Below are 19,684 nucleotides of genomic sequence, written 5' to 3'. Positions count from 1 at the left end.
ATATATTTATTTCTTTGTAATCAAAGATAGCTTTATTGATGAAAATCAACCATGATCTAATTTACGGAATTCAGACAGGAGATTTCATGTCTTTAGCAAGAGCGCTAACCATTGTTGAGAACGATTTGTTAGGAAGCGATCATTTATTATGTTCCCTTGTGGTTCGTGATGAAAATAAAGTCATTGGGATAACTGGCCCTCCAGGTGCTGGAAAAAGTACATTGGTTAGTGCTTTGATCAATGAGTTAATTATCGGAGATCATAAAGTGGCTGTTTTGGCAGTGGACCCTACCTCGCCGTTCAATATGGGATCATTGCTAGGTGATAGAATCAGGATGTCTCCACATTTTAACAATCCATCTGTTTATATTAGGTCTGTTGCAACCCGTGGATCAGTAGGAGGATTATCCGCTAAAATTATTGAGATGACAGATGTCTTGAGGGCAGGTGTGTTTGATTACATAATCATAGAAACCGTTGGGGTTGGGCAATCGGAGATTGAAATTGCAGGATTGGCTGATAAAACCATCGTAGTACTCGTTCCTGAAGCTGGCGATGAGATACAGCATATTAAATCTGGATTGATGGAAATTGCTGATGTCTTTGTTGTTAACAAAGCAGATCGTGAGGGTGGTGACTCTTTTGCTAATGGTCTCATTAAAATGTTACATGGCAGGCAGGGTCAAATTCCGGTACTTAAAACAATTGCTCACAAGAGTCAGGGGATAAATGAAGTCATAGCCTGGATTAATAGTAATCACGAATTTAATAACAGGAAATCATTTTTATACACTGAAAAAGCCTTCAAACTAATTCAAAATAAAAGAATGATTGATATTTCGAGAAAGGATCTTTTTGAAAAAGTTGAGCTCGAAAGTCATCAAAGTAATTTCAATATTTATCGTTTCATTGATAGCTACCTATCATCATTAAAGTAGCTGATTTAATATAATCATCCTTGTACCAAAAACAGGACTCGCCTCTTTTTAAAACATACATCATTTTTAATTCCTTTAAGTTAAAAACATTTTGCACATTGTGATGTTTTTATAATTCAGCAGGAATAAAGTGTCAAATTAAGCCAATTTCATTAATTAGTTAAGTTTGGAACGGTGTTTGTACAGGTGTTGTAGAAAATAAAAATTTGTTTAATTTTGCTACACAAATAAATTACACAAGTAAAATTTGTTTAACCTTAAAAAAGAAAATTATGAATTATTCTACTTTAAAAAAGAGCTTAGCGGTATCTTTTGTAGCATTAATGGGAGCCACGACTCTCGCAAGCGCTCAAGACTCTACTATGACTTCTTCTTCTGCCAAGGTATTTGGTGGTAGAGGGCAGTACAGAACTTGGTCTTTCGGTGTAAATGCAGGTGTTTTGTCACCGTTCATTGCAATCGGTGGATCAAATGATTTCACTAACTGGGATCCAACTTTAGGTTATGGTATCTCATTGAGAAAGCAATTAGGACATGCATTCGGATTAGAAGGTAACATTTTCCGTGGAAAAGTTTCTGGAACTAACCAAGATGCTCCAGGTGGTGTAGTTAACGGTATCAGAGATTTCGAAACTGAAATCGGTTACTCTGCAGATTTAAGAGGTGTTGTTAACGTTGCTACTGTAGATTTCTTACGTCGTGAGAACTCAGTTAATTTCTTCGTAACAGCGGGTTACGGTTTAATCGCTTACGCTCCACACCCTAACACTGCAACTCCAGCTACAGATTTCAAAGACAAAGCTGGTGATAATCATGATAACAAGTATGTTAAAGAAGCTTATATCCCAGTTGGTGCTGGTATTAAATTTAAAGTTTCTGAGCGTGTTTCATTTAACTTAGGTTATACAATGCACTTCATCGACGGAGATAACTTTGATGGTGTTTATGCAAAGGCAACTACTAAAGACAAATTCTCTTACGGATATGCTGGTTTAGAATTCTCTTTAGGATCTAGTGCAAAACCGAACTTGGATTGGGTTAATCCTTTGGCTTTAATGTATGATGAATTAAAAGATCCTTCATTACGTCAAGAAGTTGAAGCTTTGAAAAACCGTGTATCTAATGTTGAAAAATCTATTGAAGATTTGAAAAAAGATACTGATGGTGATGGTGTTTCTGATCAATTTGACAAATGCCCTGGAACTCCAGCAGGTACTGCAGTTGATGGTTCAGGATGTCCACTTCCAAAGGCGGCTGAAGTAGTTGCTCCAATGGGAACTGCTACTGGTTTCGAGACTATCCAATTTGAATTCAACTCATCAGTTTTGAAAACTGAAGCTTATCCAACTTTAGATAAATTATCTTCAGTATTGCGTGAAAACGGTGGTAAAGTAGCTGCTAACGGTTACGCTTCAAGCGAAGGCACTGCTGCATACAATGTGAAATTATCTAAAGACAGAGCTAATTCTGTTAAAACTTACTTAGTTAACTCTGGTGTTAACGCAAGTCAAGTTTCAACTAAAGGAATGGGTGAAGCTAATCCAATAGCTTCAAACGATACTGAAGAAGGTCGTATCCAAAACCGTCGTGTTGAAACTGCTAGAAACTAGTATTTTCTAAAACATTTTTAAAAGAGGGCCTTTGTTAAAGGCCCTCTTTTTTTATTTATACATTTGTATAAACGCTTACAAGACTGTTTTACTTAAATCAATATCCTATGAATTTAGTGATCAACACCACAAATGCTCCAGCCCCAATCGGCCCCTATAGTCAGGCAGTTGTCGCAAACGGTTTTCTTTTCCTTTCAGGACAAATAGCCATTAACCCCGAGAGTGGAGAAGTTATTCAGTCTTCCACTCCTGAGGAAACACATCAGGTGATGCGCAATATAAAAGCCCTTTTACTTGAAGCCTCATATGAGTTCAAAGATGTTGTTAAGACTACAATTTTCTTATCCGACATGAGCCTATTTGTAGAAGTCAACGAAGTTTACGGTTCTTACTTCGATGGTAATTTCCCCGCACGTGAAACAATAGCCGTTAAGGGCCTGCCAAAAGGAGTAAATGTTGAAATTTCGATGACAGCATACAAAGGATAATCTGAAAACGCCTATTAAATATTTTTTGGCAGGAATCTTATCCTTTGCCATTTGGGGCTTCTTCTCCATACCGCTTAGAAATCTACAAGTATTCCCATCTCAGGAAATTCTCTACTATAGGGTGTTTTCATCCTGTGCCCTGATCTGGGTAGCGATTATTCTTTTTAGAAGGAAGTATTTAAAGCGGGATATTCAGTATTTGAAGCTTGCAAAGGTCAAAGAACGTAAAGCTATTTTATTTAAAATTATTGCGGCTACCATTTTTCTTGTGCTAAATTGGTACACATTCATCTATGCTGTAAATAATGTGAGTTTGCAATCTGCTGCTTTTGCTTATATGGTCTGTCCACTTTTGACTGCATTTGGTGGATATATATTGTTGAAGGAGAAATTGTCTTTTTTGAAGTTAGCTTCTCTTGGTATTGCTTTAATCAGCATCATTCTTCTGGCAACAGGATCCATTATTGATGTAGCATGGTCAGTGGGCATCGCGATTTTATATGCGTTTTATTTAATCATACAAAAAACAATGAAGCATTTAGATAAGCTCAATGTACTGGCAGTCCAGATCAGTTTTGCAGTAGTGTTGATGCTGCCGTTTTATTTATCTGGACATGATGCCATTCCTTCGGGAAGCTGGTTTTGGGGAAATATTTTAGTCGTAGCACTGGTATTTACAATCATTCCTCTTTTTCTTAGCTTGTATGCGTTAATAGGCATTCCTTCCTCAACGCTTGGGATTATCATCTACGTGAACCCAATTATAGCCTTTACCGTAGCCGTATTTTATTTTAATGAGCAGATTGATCAGCATAAATTGTTCTCTTACATGCTACTGGTTGTCTCTATAGTAGTTTTCAATTGGACATTATTAAAGGATATATTTGTAGCTAAGACTCCTAAAGGATAACATTTTGTTTGCTTCAACATTAGATACCAACATAGAATTTTTAAAAGGTGTAGGTCCCAAACGTGCCGAACTTTTGCAAAAGGAATTAGGTATTTTTACATGTGGACAACTCCTTACGCTTTATCCTTTCAGGTATATTGATCGCACCAGATATTATAAGATCAATGAGCTAAATCCAGATTTTCCCTATGTCCAGATTTTAGGAAGAATCACTGCCAAAGAGGAAGTCGGTGAAAAGCATAAAAAAAGAATTGTTGCTAAACTTACTGACGAAACTGGTACGATCGAACTGGTTTGGTTTCAAAGTTTAAAGTGGGTCACAGATAATGTGCAGACTGGTAAGGTTTACATCATATTTGGCAAGCCAGTAGTTTTCAATGGCGCTTTCAGTATTTCACATCCAGAGTTAGAAACCTACCCCAGACCAAGGAACACCATCGGTAATCTGGTGCTTCAACCGGTCTATTCCACTACAGAAAAATTAAAGAAATTCCTTCTTGACAGTAGAGGAATTCAGAAACTCCAAGCTTTGCTGATTGACCAATTCATAGGCGATATCAAAGAAACGATCCCTTCATATATTTTGAATAAATATAATATTATAGGGCGGAAGCAGGCGATCTTAAATATTCATTTCCCTAAAGACACTACACTTTTAAAAGAAAGTGAAAGGAGGTTGAAGTTTGATGAACTATTTTTTATCCAGCTCTCTATGCTATACGGAAAACAGCAAAGGGAGCTAAAGTTTAAAGGGCATCTATTTCCTGTTGTTGGAGAACGCGTCAATGTTTTTTATAGTGAGCTATTGCCTTTCGAGCTAACAAATGCTCAGAAAAGAGTAGTCAAAGAAATCCGGCAGGATACTCAGAAGGGTATCCAAATGAACAGATTAATCCAAGGGGATGTTGGTAGTGGAAAAACGGCAGTTGCACTATTAAGTATGTTGTTAACAAATGATAATGGGCTCCAGGCATGCATGATGGCGCCAACCGAAATATTAGCGCGCCAGCATTATGAATCCATTGTTTCTATGTTACAAGGGCGATTGGCAAATGTTACTATTTTAACTGGCAGTACTACTAAAAAACAGCGGCTGCAAATCCATGAGGATCTTGAGAATGGTAAAACAGATATTTTAATTGGAACGCACGCGCTAATTGAAGATAAGGTAATTTTCAAGAATTTAGGGATGGTTGTGATTGATGAGCAACATAGGTTTGGCGTAGAACAACGGGCTAAGTTGTGGCGGAAAAATACGATTCCTCCTCATATTTTGGTGATGACAGCAACCCCTATTCCAAGGACACTTGCTATGACATTATATGGCGATCTGGATGTCTCTATCATTGATGAATTGCCGGCGGGTAGAAAGCCCATTGACACCAAACATTTCTTTGAAGGGCAAAGACTCAGGATGTTCGGACTTATGAAACAGGAGATCGCTAAAGGGCGTCAGGTATATGTCGTTTATCCTTTAATAAAGGAAAGTGAGAAGTTAGACTTGCTTCATTTGGAAGCTGGAATAGAACAGATGAGTTACCAGTTCCCTTTGCCAGACTATCAAATAAGTATTGTGCACGGTAAGATGAGAAATGCTGATAAGGACTACGAAATGCAGAGATTTGTTACTGGTAAAAGCCAGATTATGGTGGCAACTACTGTTATAGAAGTGGGCGTAAATGTGCCAAATGCTTCTATCATGATCATTGAAAATGCCGAACGTTTTGGGCTTTCTCAGCTGCACCAGTTACGTGGAAGGGTTGGTAGAGGGGCAGAGCAATCTTACTGTATTTTGATGTCGGGCAACAAGTTAAGTAAGGAAGGTAAATTGAGACTGGAGACGATGGTTCACACCAATAACGGTTTTGAAATATCTGAGATTGACCTGCAACTACGTGGCCCAGGTAATTTATCTGGCACCCAGCAAAGTGGTGTACTTGAACTCAAACTTGCGAATCTGGCTACCGACCAAGTCTTACTCCAACAGGCCAGAGATACAGTAATTGAAATTCTCGCAGAAGATGCTATCTTGATTGATCCTAAAAACAGCTTGTTAAAAAGTTACCTCGCAAAGCGTTTGCGAGGAATATCTCTTGATAAGATATCTTAGTTAATCTTCGTCGCTTCCTGGTAATGATCCTGAGCCTGAATATGCACCTTTTCTTATGATTGGAGTTTTTAGGTATTTGTAAAGCTCATCAAGATGTAATAAACTTCCGTTAGTCAAGTTGCCCAGAAATATGATAACGATATTTTTCTGTACGTCACGGATATAAATATGTCTGAAACCGTGCCACCAACCAGTATGGTAAACAACTTTACGTCCGTTGTCTCCATCGAAAATCCTCCAGCCGTAGCCGTAGTTAAAGTGGCCGTTTATTGCTTTATTATGCCCTTTGTACGCTGAGTCCAGACTTTGTTTTTTCAAAAGTCTACCGTTCTTTAAGGAATTGTCGAAAAGAACTAAATCGTGTATCGTACTATAGATCCCTTTATCACCAACAGGGCCGTCCAAAAAGTTTTGTACCACAGAGTAGCGCCAGGTACGATCGTGGCCAACAACATCGACAGGAATCTTTGGATATACTGTGGTAGAATAAACATGAGTATTCTTCATGCCAGCGGGCTTAAATACATTCTCCATCATGTAATTAGCATAAGTCTTGCCTGTTACTTTTTCAAGAATAGCAGCAAGAACCATGAAATTTGAATTGTTGTAATGGAACCGAGTATCTGGTTTCGCGTATCGGTTAGGTTTATATTCTGCAATCAAGTTCATTACATCCAAATTGCTCATAGGTTTTTTCTTATCCTTCCAAATCCCGTCGGTGAAATACACATAATTCATCATCCCGCTTCTGTGGGTAAGTAAAAGCTTTACGTTAATACCTTCATACGGGAAATTTGGATAAAATTTCTTCACATCATCATTTAGTGAAAGTTTTCCTTTTTCAATCAACTGCATGATGGCAGTGCCTGTAAATGTTTTTGTGACTGAGGCGAGTTCGAATTCGGAGTTGATCTTTAAACTATCCCGATGAAGGTAATCTGCCCAGCCTATCGCTTTTTCGTAAAGTATTTTTCCATCTTTTGCCACCAGCATGTTTCCGTTAAAGCCATATTTTTTATGCAGGGTATAAACAAAATTAGCAATCCATTTATCTCCTTTTGCGGGGTTGTAAACTAATAAAAGACTATCTTTTTTGTCGTCCTCGGTGGTTCGTTCGGTGCTGGGCTCTGTCAGGACTTGATCTTTTTTTGCCTTTGAAGAACAGCCAAAAAATAAAAAAGAGGCCATAATTGCCCCTATTAAGGTATTGCGGTATATCATTATAGGTGGATAATTAAAGCCGGAAAAGTAAGGATATTTAGTCTTTTATACCAAAAAGAGTTTTGCACATTGTTTAAATCTATTGGCTGTTGCGGTAAATTGTTAACTGTCTTAAATATCTTACACAAATCCAATACTTTAAAAATCTAAACCCTTAAATTTGGGGCGTAAATAAAAGTATTAAGATCCGTATAGAATTTAAACTATGAGCTTTAGAATAGAACACGATACCATGGGTGAAGTGCAGGTTCCATCAGATAAGTACTGGGGAGCCCAAACAGAACGGTCAAGAAATAACTTTAAAATTGGGCCCGAAGCTTCCATGCCCAAAGAAATTATTCACGCTTTTGGATACCTTAAGAAAGCAGCAGCGCTTGCCAATACGGAGCTCGGCGTGCTCAGTTCAGAAAAATCAGTTCTGATTGCCAAAGCCTGCGATGAAGTAATTTCAGGAATCCTTGATGAGCAGTTTCCGCTTGTAATCTGGCAGACAGGATCTGGCACCCAAAGTAACATGAATGCCAATGAGGTAATTGCAAATAGGGCTCACGTGCTAAATGGAGGGGATCTTAGTGATGATAAAAAAGTATTGCATCCCAATGATGATGTAAATAAATCTCAGTCGTCAAACGATACTTATCCCACGGCAATGCATATTGCTGCTTATAAACAAGCCGTTGAAATTACAATCCCCGGATTAGAGAGGCTTAGAGATACCCTTCATCAGAAGGCGATAGAATTTAAGGATATCGTGAAAACTGGTCGTACGCACTTTATGGATGCTACTCCTTTAACATTAGGTCAGGAATTCTCAGGGTATGTTCAACAAATAGATAACAGTATTCGGACAGTCAAAAATGCATTGGTGATGATTAGCGAGCTTGGGCTTGGAGGTACAGCTGTTGGTACTGGTCTAAATACACCTAAAGGATACGATGTTTTGGTTGCTATGAAGATTGCTGACCTAACTGGACTTCCGTTTGTAACCGCGCCGAACAAGTTTGAGGCCCTTGCCGCTCATGATGCAATGGTTGAACTTTCAGGTGCCTACAGAAGAACAGCCGTTTCATTGATGAAGGTGGCAAATGATGTGAGGATGTTAAGCTCCGGTCCGCGTTGTGGAATAGGAGAAATCATTATCCCGGACAACGAGCCTGGTTCTTCGATTATGCCTGGTAAAGTTAATCCTACGCAACCTGAAGCAATGACTATGGTTTGTGCCCAGGTAATGGGTAATGATGTAACTGTGGGTATCGGAGGAAGTAATGGGCATTTTGAGTTAAACGTATTTAAGCCTGTAATTGCCGCCAATGTTTTGCAATCAGGAAGACTAATTGGCGATGTTTGCGTTTCATTCAATGATAAATGTGCGGAGGGGATATTGCCAAACTTACCAGAGATTAAGAAACACTTACAGAATTCGTTGATGTTGGTAACCGCTCTAAATCCGCATGTAGGCTATGAAAATGCGGCCAAAATAGCTAAGAAAGCACACAAGGAAAATAGAACCTTACGTGAGGCCGCTATAGAGCTGGGCCTGCTAACAGGAGACCAGTTTGATGAATGGGTTCGTCCAGAGGATATGGTAGGTAGCTTAAAATAATTTTGAATGTTTAGGACGTCAATTCTATTTTTGTGCATTCTTTGTGCTTTTACTGCATGTACACGTTTGCCTAACATACAGGGAAAGGGCTCTGCCATTTTTCAAGGCATTTGGAACCAGGACAGTGTGGAGAATGAAAGCAAGCTGTTGAATTATACACAGCACAAATTTAAAATTACTTGTGACTCATTCTATGTGGATTTGACCACACATTCGAAGGTAAATTACTACTCAGACTCCTGTTTTAATAATGGCGTCTGGAAAGAATACGCTAAAGGAGTGTATGCGATAAGAAATGATAGCCTTTTCTTGGTTGGAACTTTTACAAAGGAAAATTACAGGCAAAAAATCTCAGGATGTTACCAAATTGGACAATATATCAAAGCCTTCAAAATTTTGAAAACAGCAGCCCAAAAGATTGTTATGGAAAGCAGCGACAATCAAAGGATTGTGACGCTTGTCTTGAAAGAACAAATCATATGTGTTCCTAAATCATTATAAAAACTAAGTAAGCCATGACAAAATACATCAAAACACTTGCATTATTAGTAGTATTTTTTATCCCTTCCAGTGCTGGTGCATGGAGTACAATCGGACATAGAATTGTTGGGCAGATCGCAGAGAATCATTTAACGAAAAGATCCAAGAAGGCTATTTTAGGCATCCTAGGAACCGAAAGTCTGGCAATGGCTAGTAATTGGGGAGACTTCATTAAGTCAGACTCCAACTACGATTCATTGTACAACTGGCATTTTGTAAACCTTCCTGCAGGACTTGATCAGGCTGGAGTATTCAGTTACCTGGATATCGAAAAAGAGCCTAATGTTTACAATAAGACACTTCAAATGATCTCTGTTTTAAAGAACAACCAAAGTACTGCCGACCAGAAGAAGTTTGCGCTAAGGATGTTGGTTCATATGGTTGGCGATTTAAATCAACCTATGCATACGGCTCACAAGGATGATCTCGGCGGTAACAAGGTTTATGTGACCTGGTTTGGAGAAAAATCAAATCTTCATAAAGTATGGGATGATCAATTGATTGATTATCAGCGTTTGAGTTACACTGAATTTGCTGAAGCAATTGATTTTTCAACTAAAAAAGAGTTGATCTCCTGGAAAGGGAAGTCCCTTAAAGATTATATTTATGGATCATATCTGATTTCGACGAAGATATATGAAACTACAAAACCTGAAGCTAAGCTCGGATATAAGTATAATTTCGATTATGTAGGCACTCTTAATGCGCAGTTGTTAAAGGGTGGAATTTGCTTGGCTAATGTGATTAATGATATCTACAATTAAACTCCAAATTCTTTATCTAAGTATTCAGTTACCTTGCCAATCGCATTGTCAATGGTGTCACTTAAGATCGTAATATATGATCCTGGTTTTGCTGTTGCTACGATGTACCTAAAACAGTCGTCACCATTGTTGTTTATAATTACCTCTTTATTTGGATCGATCTGGTGTATCCCTGTTAATAACAGATCGATTAACTCCTGACTTGTTCGTCCCCTAAGATATTTCTCCTGGCAAATGATGATTCGATCGAACATCTGGGCAGCAATCCTCGCGGTCTCTATTATATCTTCATCTCTTCTATCTCCCGTTCCCGAAATCACACCTACATGTTCTGTCGCCTGGATGGATTGTAAAAACCCCTTGATACCATTAAACCCATCCGGGTTATGTGCAAAGTCTACCAATACCCTGAAGTCTTTAAACTTAAAAGTATTCATCCTTCCAGGAGTTTGAGCTGCTGATGGAATAAATGTCTCAAGAGACATTTTTATATCTTCAATTTTATATCCTTGAAGAAAGGTTGCTAGTGTAGCTGCCAGAACGTTTTCTATCATAAAGTCAACTGTTCCACCAAATGTTAAGGGAATGTGCGTAACTTTTTCCACCCTAATTTTCCATTCTCCTTTTTTGATGGTGATATAGCCATTTTCATAGACTGCAGCAATTCCTCCCTTTTTACCATGATCAAGGATTACAGAGTTGTGCTCGTTCATGCTAAAATAGGCCACATTACAATCGGCAGTTTTAGCAATCTTAAGGCAGTATTTATTGTCTGCATTAAGTACAGCCCATCCGCTCCTTTTTACCGCGCCAATCACTACAGCTTTAACTTTAGTCAGGTCGTCCAGTGTATTGATGTCGGCTATGCCCAAGTGATCTTCTTGAATATTTGTAACTACACCAATATCACAACTGTCGAATCCCAATCCTGCACGTAGGATTCCTCCTCTGGCTGTTTCTAGAACAGCAAATTCAACTGTTGGGTCTCGCAATATAAACTCAGTGCTAACAGGCCCTGTAGTGTCGCCTTTCATGAGCTTAGTATTCTGCACATAGATCCCGTCAGAGGTTGTAAAACCAACCCGCGTTCCATTGCTTTTTACGATGTGAGCAATAAGCCTTGTAGTAGTCGTTTTTCCATTTGTACCAGTAACAGCGATTATAGGTATTCGGGCAGATTTGCCCACCGGATACAACATATCGATCACCGGCGCTGCAACATTTCTGGCTAAACCTTCGCTTGGAGCGAGATGCATCCTAAAACCTGGGGCAGCGTTTACCTCTAGTACGACGCCTCCATTTTCCGGTAGCGGCTGGGTTAGATTTTCTGCCATAATGTCAATCCCGCAGATGTCGAGCCCAATTACTCTGGAGATCCGCTCTGCAATAAATATATTTTGAGGATGAACAAGATCTGTAACATCAATAGATGTTCCTCCAGTACTTAGGTTTGCAGTTGACTTTAAGTAAATGATTTCACCCTTTGACGGAACCGTTTCAAGAGTATATGACTTCTTCTCAAGAAGGTCTAAAGTATCCCTATCAACATTGATTTCCGTAAGAACATTTTCATGACCATAACCCCTTCGTGGATCCTCATTCTCTTTGTTAATCAATTCTTTAATAGTGCTTACATTATTACCGGTCACATGAGCTGGGACTCTTAATGCTGCAGCAACCATTTTGTTGTCTATTACCAAAATTCTGAAATCATACCCGGTGATAAATTTCTCAATAATGATCTTTCTAGAGTAGTTTTTTGCGTACTCAAAAGCTTCTTTTGCAGTTGCATCTGTTTTAACATTGATCGAAGCTCCTTTCCCATGATTACCGTCAAGCGGCTTAAAAACTAATGGGTACCCCAGCTTTCTAATGGCATCTGGCAGGTCTGAGATATCAGATAGCGTTACACCTTTAGCTACTGGAATGGCAGCATCCTGTAAGAGCCTTTTAGTTTCATCTTTATTGCAGGCTATGTCAACCGCAATACAATTCGTACGCTCTGTCATAGTCGCTCTAAAACGTACCTGGTTTTTCCCATATCCTAACTGAACTAAAGAGCTTTTATTTAATCTTATCCACGGAATATTTCGTGCAATGGCTTCATCTACAATAGAACCTGTGCTTGGGCCAAGCCTTTCCAGCTCTCTTAACTCACGCATTTTCTGAATATCGCTTTCCAAATCGTACTCTCGGTTATTGATTAAAGCATCAGCAATATTGACAGCTGATTCTGCTGCAAACAACCCGGCTTTTTCTTCTGTATAGCTGAAAACGACATTATAAATACCTTCCTTTTGGGTTTGGCGCGTTCTTCCAAAACCTGTATCCATACCTGCCAGAGTCTGTATCTCTAAAGCAATATGTTCGATGACGTGCCCCATCCAGGTTCCTTCCGATACACGGGCTAAAAATCCACCAGGCTCACCTTTAGAACAGCGATGTGTTTCAAGGGACGGAATTAATCTTTCAATCCGCTCTCTAAAACCAGCTATTACGTTGGTCGGCCGTTGCTCCAGATCCTCCAGGTCCAATCTCATTTGTATAAGTTTTTTCCGGTTTATAGACCATATGTTGGGCCCACGAAGTGCCTGAATATTTAATATTTTCATGGATAATAATTTGTTTTGTCTCTTGTAGCTTACTTGAGTGAAATTTAGTCAATTTATAAGCCAAGTTTTAAGTAGTTAAATTAAATAATTTATTCTTTGTTACTACAGGGATCCAAATTTTAAATACAAGGGTAATAATGATAAAAAAAACTATATTATTTGTTCAATGACCATATATTTGGCATTATCAGAAATGTAAACACTTGAAATGACTCCAAAAGGTAAATTAATTATTATAGGAGGCGCGATAAATACTGGAAGTTTTACTGAAACTCAGTTCGGCCTGCCTCAGAATATGAATTTTTTTGAAAGAGGTATTTTAAAAAAAATTACGACTGAATCTGTTAAGAATACAAAGTCTCGATTTGAGATTATAACAACCGCTTCGCTCATTCCCGAAAAAGTAGGTGAAGAATATGTTAAGGCATTTGCTCAGCTCGATGTCCATAATGTCGGCGTATTGTCCATTAACAACAGAGAACAGGCCAATTCTGATGAAAACTGCGCCCGCGCAAAAGCCGCAGATGTTATCATCTTTACCGGCGGTGATCAGCTACGACTATCCTCTATTTTCGGAGGCACAAAGTTTCATCAGATTTTACTTGACAGTTATCATAACGAAGAGATTGTCATTGCAGGCACTTCAGCAGGAGCGGCCGCGAGCTCAAAAAATATGATCTATCAAGGCAGTAGTAAAGATGCGCTCTTGAAAGGTGAAGTTAAAATTACCGGTGGACTAGGGTTTATCGACGGAGTAATTGTTGATACGCACTTTGTGCAGAGAGGCCGCATAGGACGTTTGCTTTATGCTGCAGCCAGTAATCCTGGTATACTTGGGATAGGTTTAGGTGAAGACACAGGCCTGTATATTTCGAATGGAAGTAGAATGGAAGCAATTGGTAGCGGAATGGTAATTTTGGTAGATGGCAGACACATGACAGATACTAATCTTACTGACGTCGAGATGGGACAACCGGTATCCATTAAAAATATGGTTGTACATGTCATGTGCGATGGGGATATCTACGATCTTTCAGCGCATAAACTGACAATCCAACACCCTAAGGTTATTTCAATCGAATAGTATGAAGTTGATTATCCATGGAGGATTTTTTAGTGAATCTGCCACCAATCAGGAAACAAAACGAGCAAAGCAAGACGCTTTATCTGAAGTTGCTCAACTAGCCCACAATTACCTTGTAAATCACACCGCCGTTGAAACGGTTGTTTATACGATCTCTTTGTTAGAAGATAATGAGCTCTTCAATGCCGGCTTAGGGTCGCAAATTCAAAGTGATGGTAGAGTACGTTTAAGCGCCGCTCTGATGGACGGGAAAAGCCAACGGTTTAGTGGAGTAATTAATATTCAGGATGTTAAAAATCCGATTCAAGTCTCTCAAAAGCTGCTAAGCTTCGAAGATCGTGTGTTAAGCGGATCAGGAGCATTAGCTTTCGCCAGAAAAAACGGATTTGAGTATTTTGATCCAATAACACCTCAACGGCGGAAAGAGTACGAGCAGAAGTTAAACAAACAATATAGGCAGGGAACAGTCGGTTGTGTAATACTGGATCGCCATGGTAATCTTGCAGCAGGAACTTCTACAGGCGGCAAAGGGTATGAAATTCCTTGCCGCGTTAGCGATTCTGCTACTGTGGCGGGCAATTTTGCGAATTCATTTGCCGGAATTTCTTGCACAGGTGTTGGTGAAGATATAGTAAATGCTGCTCTCGCAGCAAAAATCGTAACCAGAGTAACAGATGGCTTTACACTACGTGATGCCTGCGAAAAATCTTTCCTTGAAATGAAGGAATTTGATGGTTTTGCCGGTGTTATCGGCATCGCCAAAAATGGCGATATCTATCACCTTGATTCATATCCCAATATGGTATGGGCTTCATATGATGAAAAAGTAAGAGTTTTCGATTAAGCGTTTTTGTACTATCTTTATAGCATGAATAAGAGCTGGTTAACTATAGTCTTTTTAGGCTTCGCAACTCAGGCAATGACTCAAACCAGCCATTTCTTACCTCAGCAGGGGCCATCAGATGCATCAATAAATATTGCGGTTTCCAGCGATGATGAGAACAATGGAAATAGCTATTTTGAGGAAGCTGAAAAGAATGAGCGCAAGGGAGAGCTGAATGAGGCGATTACTTTATTTGGAAAGGCGGCTTTTGAATACAATAGCTCAAGGCAATTGGACCGCTACGGATCTGCTTTGTTACGACTTAGTAACGTCCATTATTTGCTAGCGCATTATACTGAAGCTGAACAGGTGATTTTAAATGTTGCGCTTAAAAATTATTCAAAACTTGGCAGCAAAAGTGGGCTCCTTGATAGTTATAGCCAGCTCGGAAAAATATATCTGGCGGATACTAAATACACTCAATCGCTATGGTTTTACACCCAACAGGGGATTTTGGCAAAGCAATTAGGAAATAGTCGCGCATACATTGAGTCTGTGATTGGTATCGCTAACGTTAAAATAAAAAAGAAAGATTACATTCTTGCCAGCCGAGACCTTACAAGGGCAGAGCTGCTGGCGAGTGCTTCAAATTTTAATCAATACAAACTACAAATTAGAGAGGCGAGAGCTTTAATTCCAATCAAAAAAGCCCTTAAAAAGGAGTCCAAATAATTAAGTTTAACGTGTTGTGCGATTAAAAAAAGAGACGAAAATGGATAAAAAAGTTGTGCATAATACTGAAAATCAGTATCTTAAAGAGGAATTACGACCAAGTAAATTACTCTTTATGCACAACCTTTCGACCAATTTCAATCAATTTTTAGAAATAACCAAATCTGTTTTCAAATCCGCTATTAATGAGGACAATAACTTTAGATTTTATCCTAGAAAACCAAAACTATCTGATTGTGAGATTATTGCCTTGGTATTAACCGCTGAATCTTTAGGTATTGACTCAGAAAATTACTTGTTTGGCAAGCTTAAACACGATTATTCAACTGAATTTCCACGGCTAATCCATCGCTGCAATTTTAACCGGAGAAGAAAAGTAATCTTTCCCTGGTTGCAGCAGCTTAATGAACACCTGGCCAAACAAATGAATGAAGGAGAAAATGTATTTATTGTAGATTCTATTCCTGTTCCAATCTGTAAAATCGTTCGGGAAAAATCCTCAAGAATATGCAGGGAAAACTTTGATACAGCTCCTGATAAAGGGTATTCCGCAGTGAACAAGGCTTGGTATTTTGGATATAAACTTCATCTGGTTACTTCTGTAAAAGGGGTGTTCTACTCCATGGACATCAGTAAAGCAAGCGTACATGACATCCATTATCTGAATGACATAAAGTACTCTGGATTAAATAATTGCACACTGATTGGTGACAGGGGGTATTTATCCAAAACCAGTCAGTTAGATTTATTCAATACAGTTAAAATTCAGTTAAAGACTCCTATGCGTAATAATCAAAAAGACAAACAACCATTTGAGCCTGTATTCAGGAAATGTAGAAAAAGGATTGAAACCTTATTCGCTCAGCTGTGCGACCAGTTCATGCTTAAAAGAAATTATGCTAAATCTTTGAAGGGTTTAGCTATGAGAATATTTGCCAAACTTGCCGCTGTTACTTGCTTGCAGGCTATCAATATCAAAAACAACAAACCCATTAATCAGCTTAAATATGCACTCGCTTTTTAATCGCACAACACGTTAAGTTTAGTAAGTTTACAGAAAAGAGACAGTAATAATACTGTCTCTTTTCTTTTATTTTTGAAATTGGTACCATATTAGTATATAATAATAAAATGGATTTTAAATCAGTCAAAGAGATGTTGAGAAGAATATTACTGGTAACCTTTACCGCAGCCGTACTTGCATGTCACGCTTCACCAAAAACCCAGCAAATAGTGCCCGAGATAGCTAACATTGTGCCTGATGCTAAGCAATCTCTCGTGTGCAAGGAAATAGTGACACTAATAGAAAACTATAATTACAAGAAACTTAAGGTTACTGATTCGATATCTTCAGTAATTCTTGACAGGTATGTAAAGGATCTTGATCCATCCAAAAATTACTTCACTGCAGCAGACATAAAGGATTTTGAGAAATTCAGGTTTAAGCTTGATGATGATTTCAGAAATGGAGACCTGACTGCGCCATTTTATATTTTTAACGTCTACCTGAAAAGATATAATGATTGGATAAATTATGGCCTGGTACAAGTGAAAACTAAATTTGATTTCGCCGGGGATGACAGTTACGTTTATGATCGCGAGAAAATGCCTTGGGCTCCATCTACAGCTGATCTAAATACATTATGGAAGAAACGAGTTAAGTATGAGCTTGTTAATCTTAAGATCGCTGGTAGCACAGATGCTAAGAATGTAGAAGTGCTTACAAAACGCTATCAGAATCTAAAGTCTCAAGCCTCGAAAATAAATAATCAAGACGTGTTTCAAACTATAATGGATGCTTTTACAGAAAGTATCGATCCACATACCAATTACTTCAATCCCACAAATGCTCAAGCGTTTAGTGAAGATATGGCCAGATCTTTTGAAGGGATTGGTGCCAGACTACAATTGGAAAATGAAGTGCTGAAAATAGGAGAAATAATCCCAGGCGGACCAGCTTTCAAAAGTAAATTATTGAATACTGGCGATAGGATTATCGGAGTAGCACAAGGCAATGCAGAGTTTGAGGACATCACTGGTTGGAGAATCGAAAACTCTGTTTCAAAAATAAAAGGACCCAAGGGGACGACGGTTAGATTAAAAATAATTCAGGTGGGACAAGAGTTGTCTGCTAAGCCAGTTGTAATTTCATTGGTTAGGGAGAAAATCATTATGGAAGACCAATCCGCGAAGAAAAAAGTGGAAACAGTTAAATCAAATGGTAATACCTACAAGATTGGAATAATCACACTTCCAGCATTCTATGCTGATTTTAATGCGGCTAAGCAAGGTGATAAGAATTATAAAAGCACTACACGTGACGTGAGGTTATTGATTGATACCCTAAAGACTAAAGATAAGGTTGATGCTATTGTTATGGATTTAAGGTCAAATGGCGGAGGTTCATTAACAGAGGCGATCAATTTGACAGGTTTGTTTATTGATAAGGGACCAGTCGTGCAGGTCAAAGATCTAAGGAACCAGGTCGATGTTAATGAAGATACTAATGCTGGAGTAGCATGGGACGGGCCTTTTGGCGTAATGGTGGATAGACTTAGTGCTTCTGCTTCTGAGATTTTCGCTGGTGCAATCCAAGATTATGGAAGAGGAATTGTTTTTGGTACTCAGACCTATGGAAAGGGTACAGTTCAGTCTTCTATAAAAATGGATGACCTTGTAAACCCTTCAATCTTACAGAGGGTCGCAGCTTTAGTAGGTAAGACTGGTACATTGACTAAATCAGCAAGCGATCAGCCTCAGCTGGGTATAATTAACCTGACGATGGCTAAATTTTATAGAGTAAATGGAAGTAGCACTCAGCATAAAGGGGTAATTCCAGACATTAGCTTTCCTTCTTTATACCCTCTAGATAAAATTGGTGAGGATACTGAGAAATCTGCCTTACCCTGGGATACCGTAGATAAGTCTAATTATGTTCCGGTAGCAGATCTAGGTGCTGCCAGATCTGAGCTTGTTAAGTTGCACAATCAAAGAATGGCAAACTCTCTTGACTACAAAACACTCCAGCAAGACTTGGCTGATATCAAGAAAAGAGAAGGTGTGAACTCTGTAACATTGAATGAGGTCAAACTGAAAAAGGAAAGAGACAGTCTGGAAGCTAAAGCCTTAACAAAAACCAATATGTTAAGATCATCAAGAGGCCTTCCACCTATTAAGAAAGGTGACAAGATTACTAAGGAAGAAGGCTTTGACTTCGTTCAAGATGAAAGTCTTAAAGTCATGGCAGATTTGCTTCAATTTAAGAAAACAACATAATAAAATGGCCTCTACTTCAGAGGCTATTTTATTTATGACTGGTTTTTGGCGATTTGCATTGACATCATCTCCTTCATCGTTTTATTCATACCCTCTGTAGATCCATCCAAAAAGATAACATTTCCGTTACTATTTTCTGCAAAATGCTTGATTGATTCAGTCCACATGGTAAATAAGATAACCGATATATCTAAGTTAGCATCCTCCATTTCCTGTGCTGCTTTTGTCATTCCATGTGCAACTTCGGCGCGAAAGAGTGCAATACCTTGTCCTCTTAGTTGAGCGGCCTCTCTTTCTGCAGCAGCAGCGATTTTGATAGCATTTCCATCAGCCTCTGCTCCTTTTGTTTTAGTGATCAGCAAGGCTTGACCCTCATTTTCTGCTGCGGCCTTCAAGTTGTTAGATGCAACTACGCGGCTCATTGATCTCATAATTTCCTCATCAAAAGTGATATCATTGAGTTGAAGATCCTGTAAATGATAACCCCAACTTTCTAATACAATATCTATCTGTTCTTTTACATGAAGCACAATTTCGTTTCGCTGCGCCAATACATTAGCCTGTTTTTGAGTAGCAACATATGCCCTGATAGATCCTTCAATGGTTCTGATAAGCGCTTGCATTAAATTTGTAGAATCCACAAATTTAAAAGCGACATTTTTAATAGTTTCTTCCTGCTGATTCAATACGGAATAAAGTAGCATCGCCTTAAAATAAACATTGGCTTGATCCTGTGTCACCGCCTGAAAAGACAATTCTACTGACCTGTTTTGAATAGATATTCTGGAATGAATATTTTCTATTAAGGGAATTTTCAGACTTAGGCCGGGACCCAATTGCCTCTTGTACTTTCCAAATATGGTTATTACAGCAATCGTGCCTTGCTTAACGGTGACGAACGAACTGAATAGAATGATTAAAGCGAAAAATAAGAAAGCGTAAAAATAATATTCCATGATTTATATTGTTGTAA

General features: G+C 38.7%; 16 protein-coding genes. 13 read left to right on the top strand and 3 right to left on the bottom strand.

Annotated elements, in window-relative coordinates; translation table 11 throughout:
- The first annotated feature begins 38 nt into the window (after window positions 1–38).
- From meaB to recG, 5 genes are all read left to right on the top strand, one after another.
- Window positions 39–938 (top strand): methylmalonyl Co-A mutase-associated GTPase MeaB, encoded by a 900-nt coding sequence (gene meaB, locus ACHFIZ_RS02065; RefSeq protein ID WP_410882370.1) that lies wholly within the window; start codon window positions 39–41, stop codon window positions 936–938.
- Between the two features lie 272 nt (window positions 939–1,210).
- Window positions 1,211–2,548, top strand: a complete 1,338-nt coding sequence (locus tag ACHFIZ_RS02060) for an OmpA family protein (RefSeq protein ID WP_410882368.1) — start codon at window positions 1,211–1,213, stop codon at window positions 2,546–2,548.
- A 107-nt stretch (window positions 2,549–2,655) separates the two neighbouring features.
- Window positions 2,656–3,036, top strand: coding sequence for a RidA family protein (locus ACHFIZ_RS02055; protein WP_410882366.1), 381 nt, complete (start codon window positions 2,656–2,658; stop codon window positions 3,034–3,036).
- A 25-nt stretch (window positions 3,037–3,061) separates the two neighbouring features.
- Complete coding sequence (locus tag ACHFIZ_RS02050; RefSeq protein ID WP_410882364.1) at window positions 3,062–3,946, top strand: EamA family transporter; 885 nt, start codon at window positions 3,062–3,064, stop codon at window positions 3,944–3,946.
- Between the two features lie 4 nt (window positions 3,947–3,950).
- On the top strand, window positions 3,951–6,056 hold the full coding sequence (gene recG, locus ACHFIZ_RS02045) for an ATP-dependent DNA helicase RecG (RefSeq protein WP_410882362.1): 2,106 nt from the start codon (window positions 3,951–3,953) through the stop codon (window positions 6,054–6,056).
- Here recG and ACHFIZ_RS02040 read toward each other — a convergent pair whose 3' ends face one another.
- The gene (locus ACHFIZ_RS02040) at window positions 6,057–7,277 is read right to left on the bottom strand and encodes a serine hydrolase domain-containing protein (protein WP_410882360.1); all 1,221 of its coding nucleotides are present in this window, start codon (window positions 7,275–7,277) and stop codon (window positions 6,057–6,059) included. It abuts the gene before it with no gap.
- 205 nt (window positions 7,278–7,482) lie between these two features.
- Here ACHFIZ_RS02040 and fumC point away from each other — a divergent pair, with 205 nt between their 5' ends.
- Genes fumC through ACHFIZ_RS02025 form a run of 3 tightly spaced genes read left to right on the top strand, consistent with a single transcriptional unit; the run spans window position 7,483 to window position 10,184 of the window.
- Window positions 7,483–8,880: a class II fumarate hydratase gene (gene fumC / locus ACHFIZ_RS02035; protein WP_410882358.1), complete on the top strand. Its 1,398-nt coding sequence runs from the start codon at window positions 7,483–7,485 to the stop codon at window positions 8,878–8,880.
- Window positions 8,881–8,886: 6 nt separating this feature from the next.
- A complete protein-coding gene (locus tag ACHFIZ_RS02030; protein ID WP_410882356.1) occupies window positions 8,887–9,381 on the top strand; it encodes a fumarate hydratase in 495 nt (164 codons plus the stop codon).
- Between the two features lie 14 nt (window positions 9,382–9,395).
- Window positions 9,396–10,184, top strand: coding sequence for a S1/P1 nuclease (locus ACHFIZ_RS02025; RefSeq protein WP_410882354.1), 789 nt, complete (start codon window positions 9,396–9,398; stop codon window positions 10,182–10,184).
- Here ACHFIZ_RS02025 and cphA read toward each other — a convergent pair.
- Window positions 10,181–12,796 (bottom strand): cyanophycin synthetase, encoded by a 2,616-nt coding sequence (cphA, locus tag ACHFIZ_RS02020; RefSeq protein ID WP_410882352.1) that lies wholly within the window; start codon window positions 12,794–12,796, stop codon window positions 10,181–10,183. The two genes, ACHFIZ_RS02025 and cphA, sit on opposite strands and share 4 nt — an antisense overlap.
- Window positions 12,797–13,004: 208 nt before the next feature.
- Between cphA and ACHFIZ_RS02015 the strand changes: the two genes are divergently transcribed.
- The 5 genes from ACHFIZ_RS02015 (at window position 13,005) to ACHFIZ_RS01995 (ending at window position 18,711) form a co-directional block, all read left to right on the top strand.
- Complete coding sequence (locus tag ACHFIZ_RS02015; protein WP_410882350.1) at window positions 13,005–13,880, top strand: cyanophycinase; 876 nt, start codon at window positions 13,005–13,007, stop codon at window positions 13,878–13,880.
- A 1-nt stretch (window position 13,881) separates the two neighbouring features.
- Window positions 13,882–14,724: an isoaspartyl peptidase/L-asparaginase gene (locus ACHFIZ_RS02010; RefSeq protein WP_410882348.1), complete on the top strand. Its 843-nt coding sequence runs from the start codon at window positions 13,882–13,884 to the stop codon at window positions 14,722–14,724.
- Window positions 14,725–14,748: 24 nt separating this feature from the next.
- On the top strand, window positions 14,749–15,435 hold the full coding sequence (locus ACHFIZ_RS02005) for a hypothetical protein (RefSeq protein ID WP_410882346.1): 687 nt from the start codon (window positions 14,749–14,751) through the stop codon (window positions 15,433–15,435).
- A gap of 40 nt (window positions 15,436–15,475) precedes the next feature.
- Window positions 15,476–16,459: an IS982 family transposase gene (locus tag ACHFIZ_RS02000; RefSeq protein ID WP_410882344.1), complete on the top strand. Its 984-nt coding sequence runs from the start codon at window positions 15,476–15,478 to the stop codon at window positions 16,457–16,459.
- 107 nt (window positions 16,460–16,566) lie between these two features.
- On the top strand, window positions 16,567–18,711 hold the full coding sequence (locus ACHFIZ_RS01995; RefSeq protein ID WP_410882342.1) for a carboxy terminal-processing peptidase: 2,145 nt from the start codon (window positions 16,567–16,569) through the stop codon (window positions 18,709–18,711).
- A 32-nt stretch (window positions 18,712–18,743) separates the two neighbouring features.
- Here ACHFIZ_RS01995 and ACHFIZ_RS01990 read toward each other — a convergent pair whose 3' ends face one another.
- Window positions 18,744–19,667, bottom strand: coding sequence for an SPFH domain-containing protein (locus ACHFIZ_RS01990; RefSeq protein WP_410882340.1), 924 nt, complete (start codon window positions 19,665–19,667; stop codon window positions 18,744–18,746).
- Window positions 19,668–19,684: the final 17 nt, after the last annotated feature.

It is taken from the genome of Pedobacter sp. JCM 36344 (genome assembly GCF_046546555.1).
Taxonomy (GTDB): Bacteria; Bacteroidota; Bacteroidia; order Sphingobacteriales; family Sphingobacteriaceae; genus Pedobacter.
The sequence above is the reverse complement of the archived record's forward strand: the minus strand, read 5'-3'. Positions and strand labels throughout refer to the sequence as shown.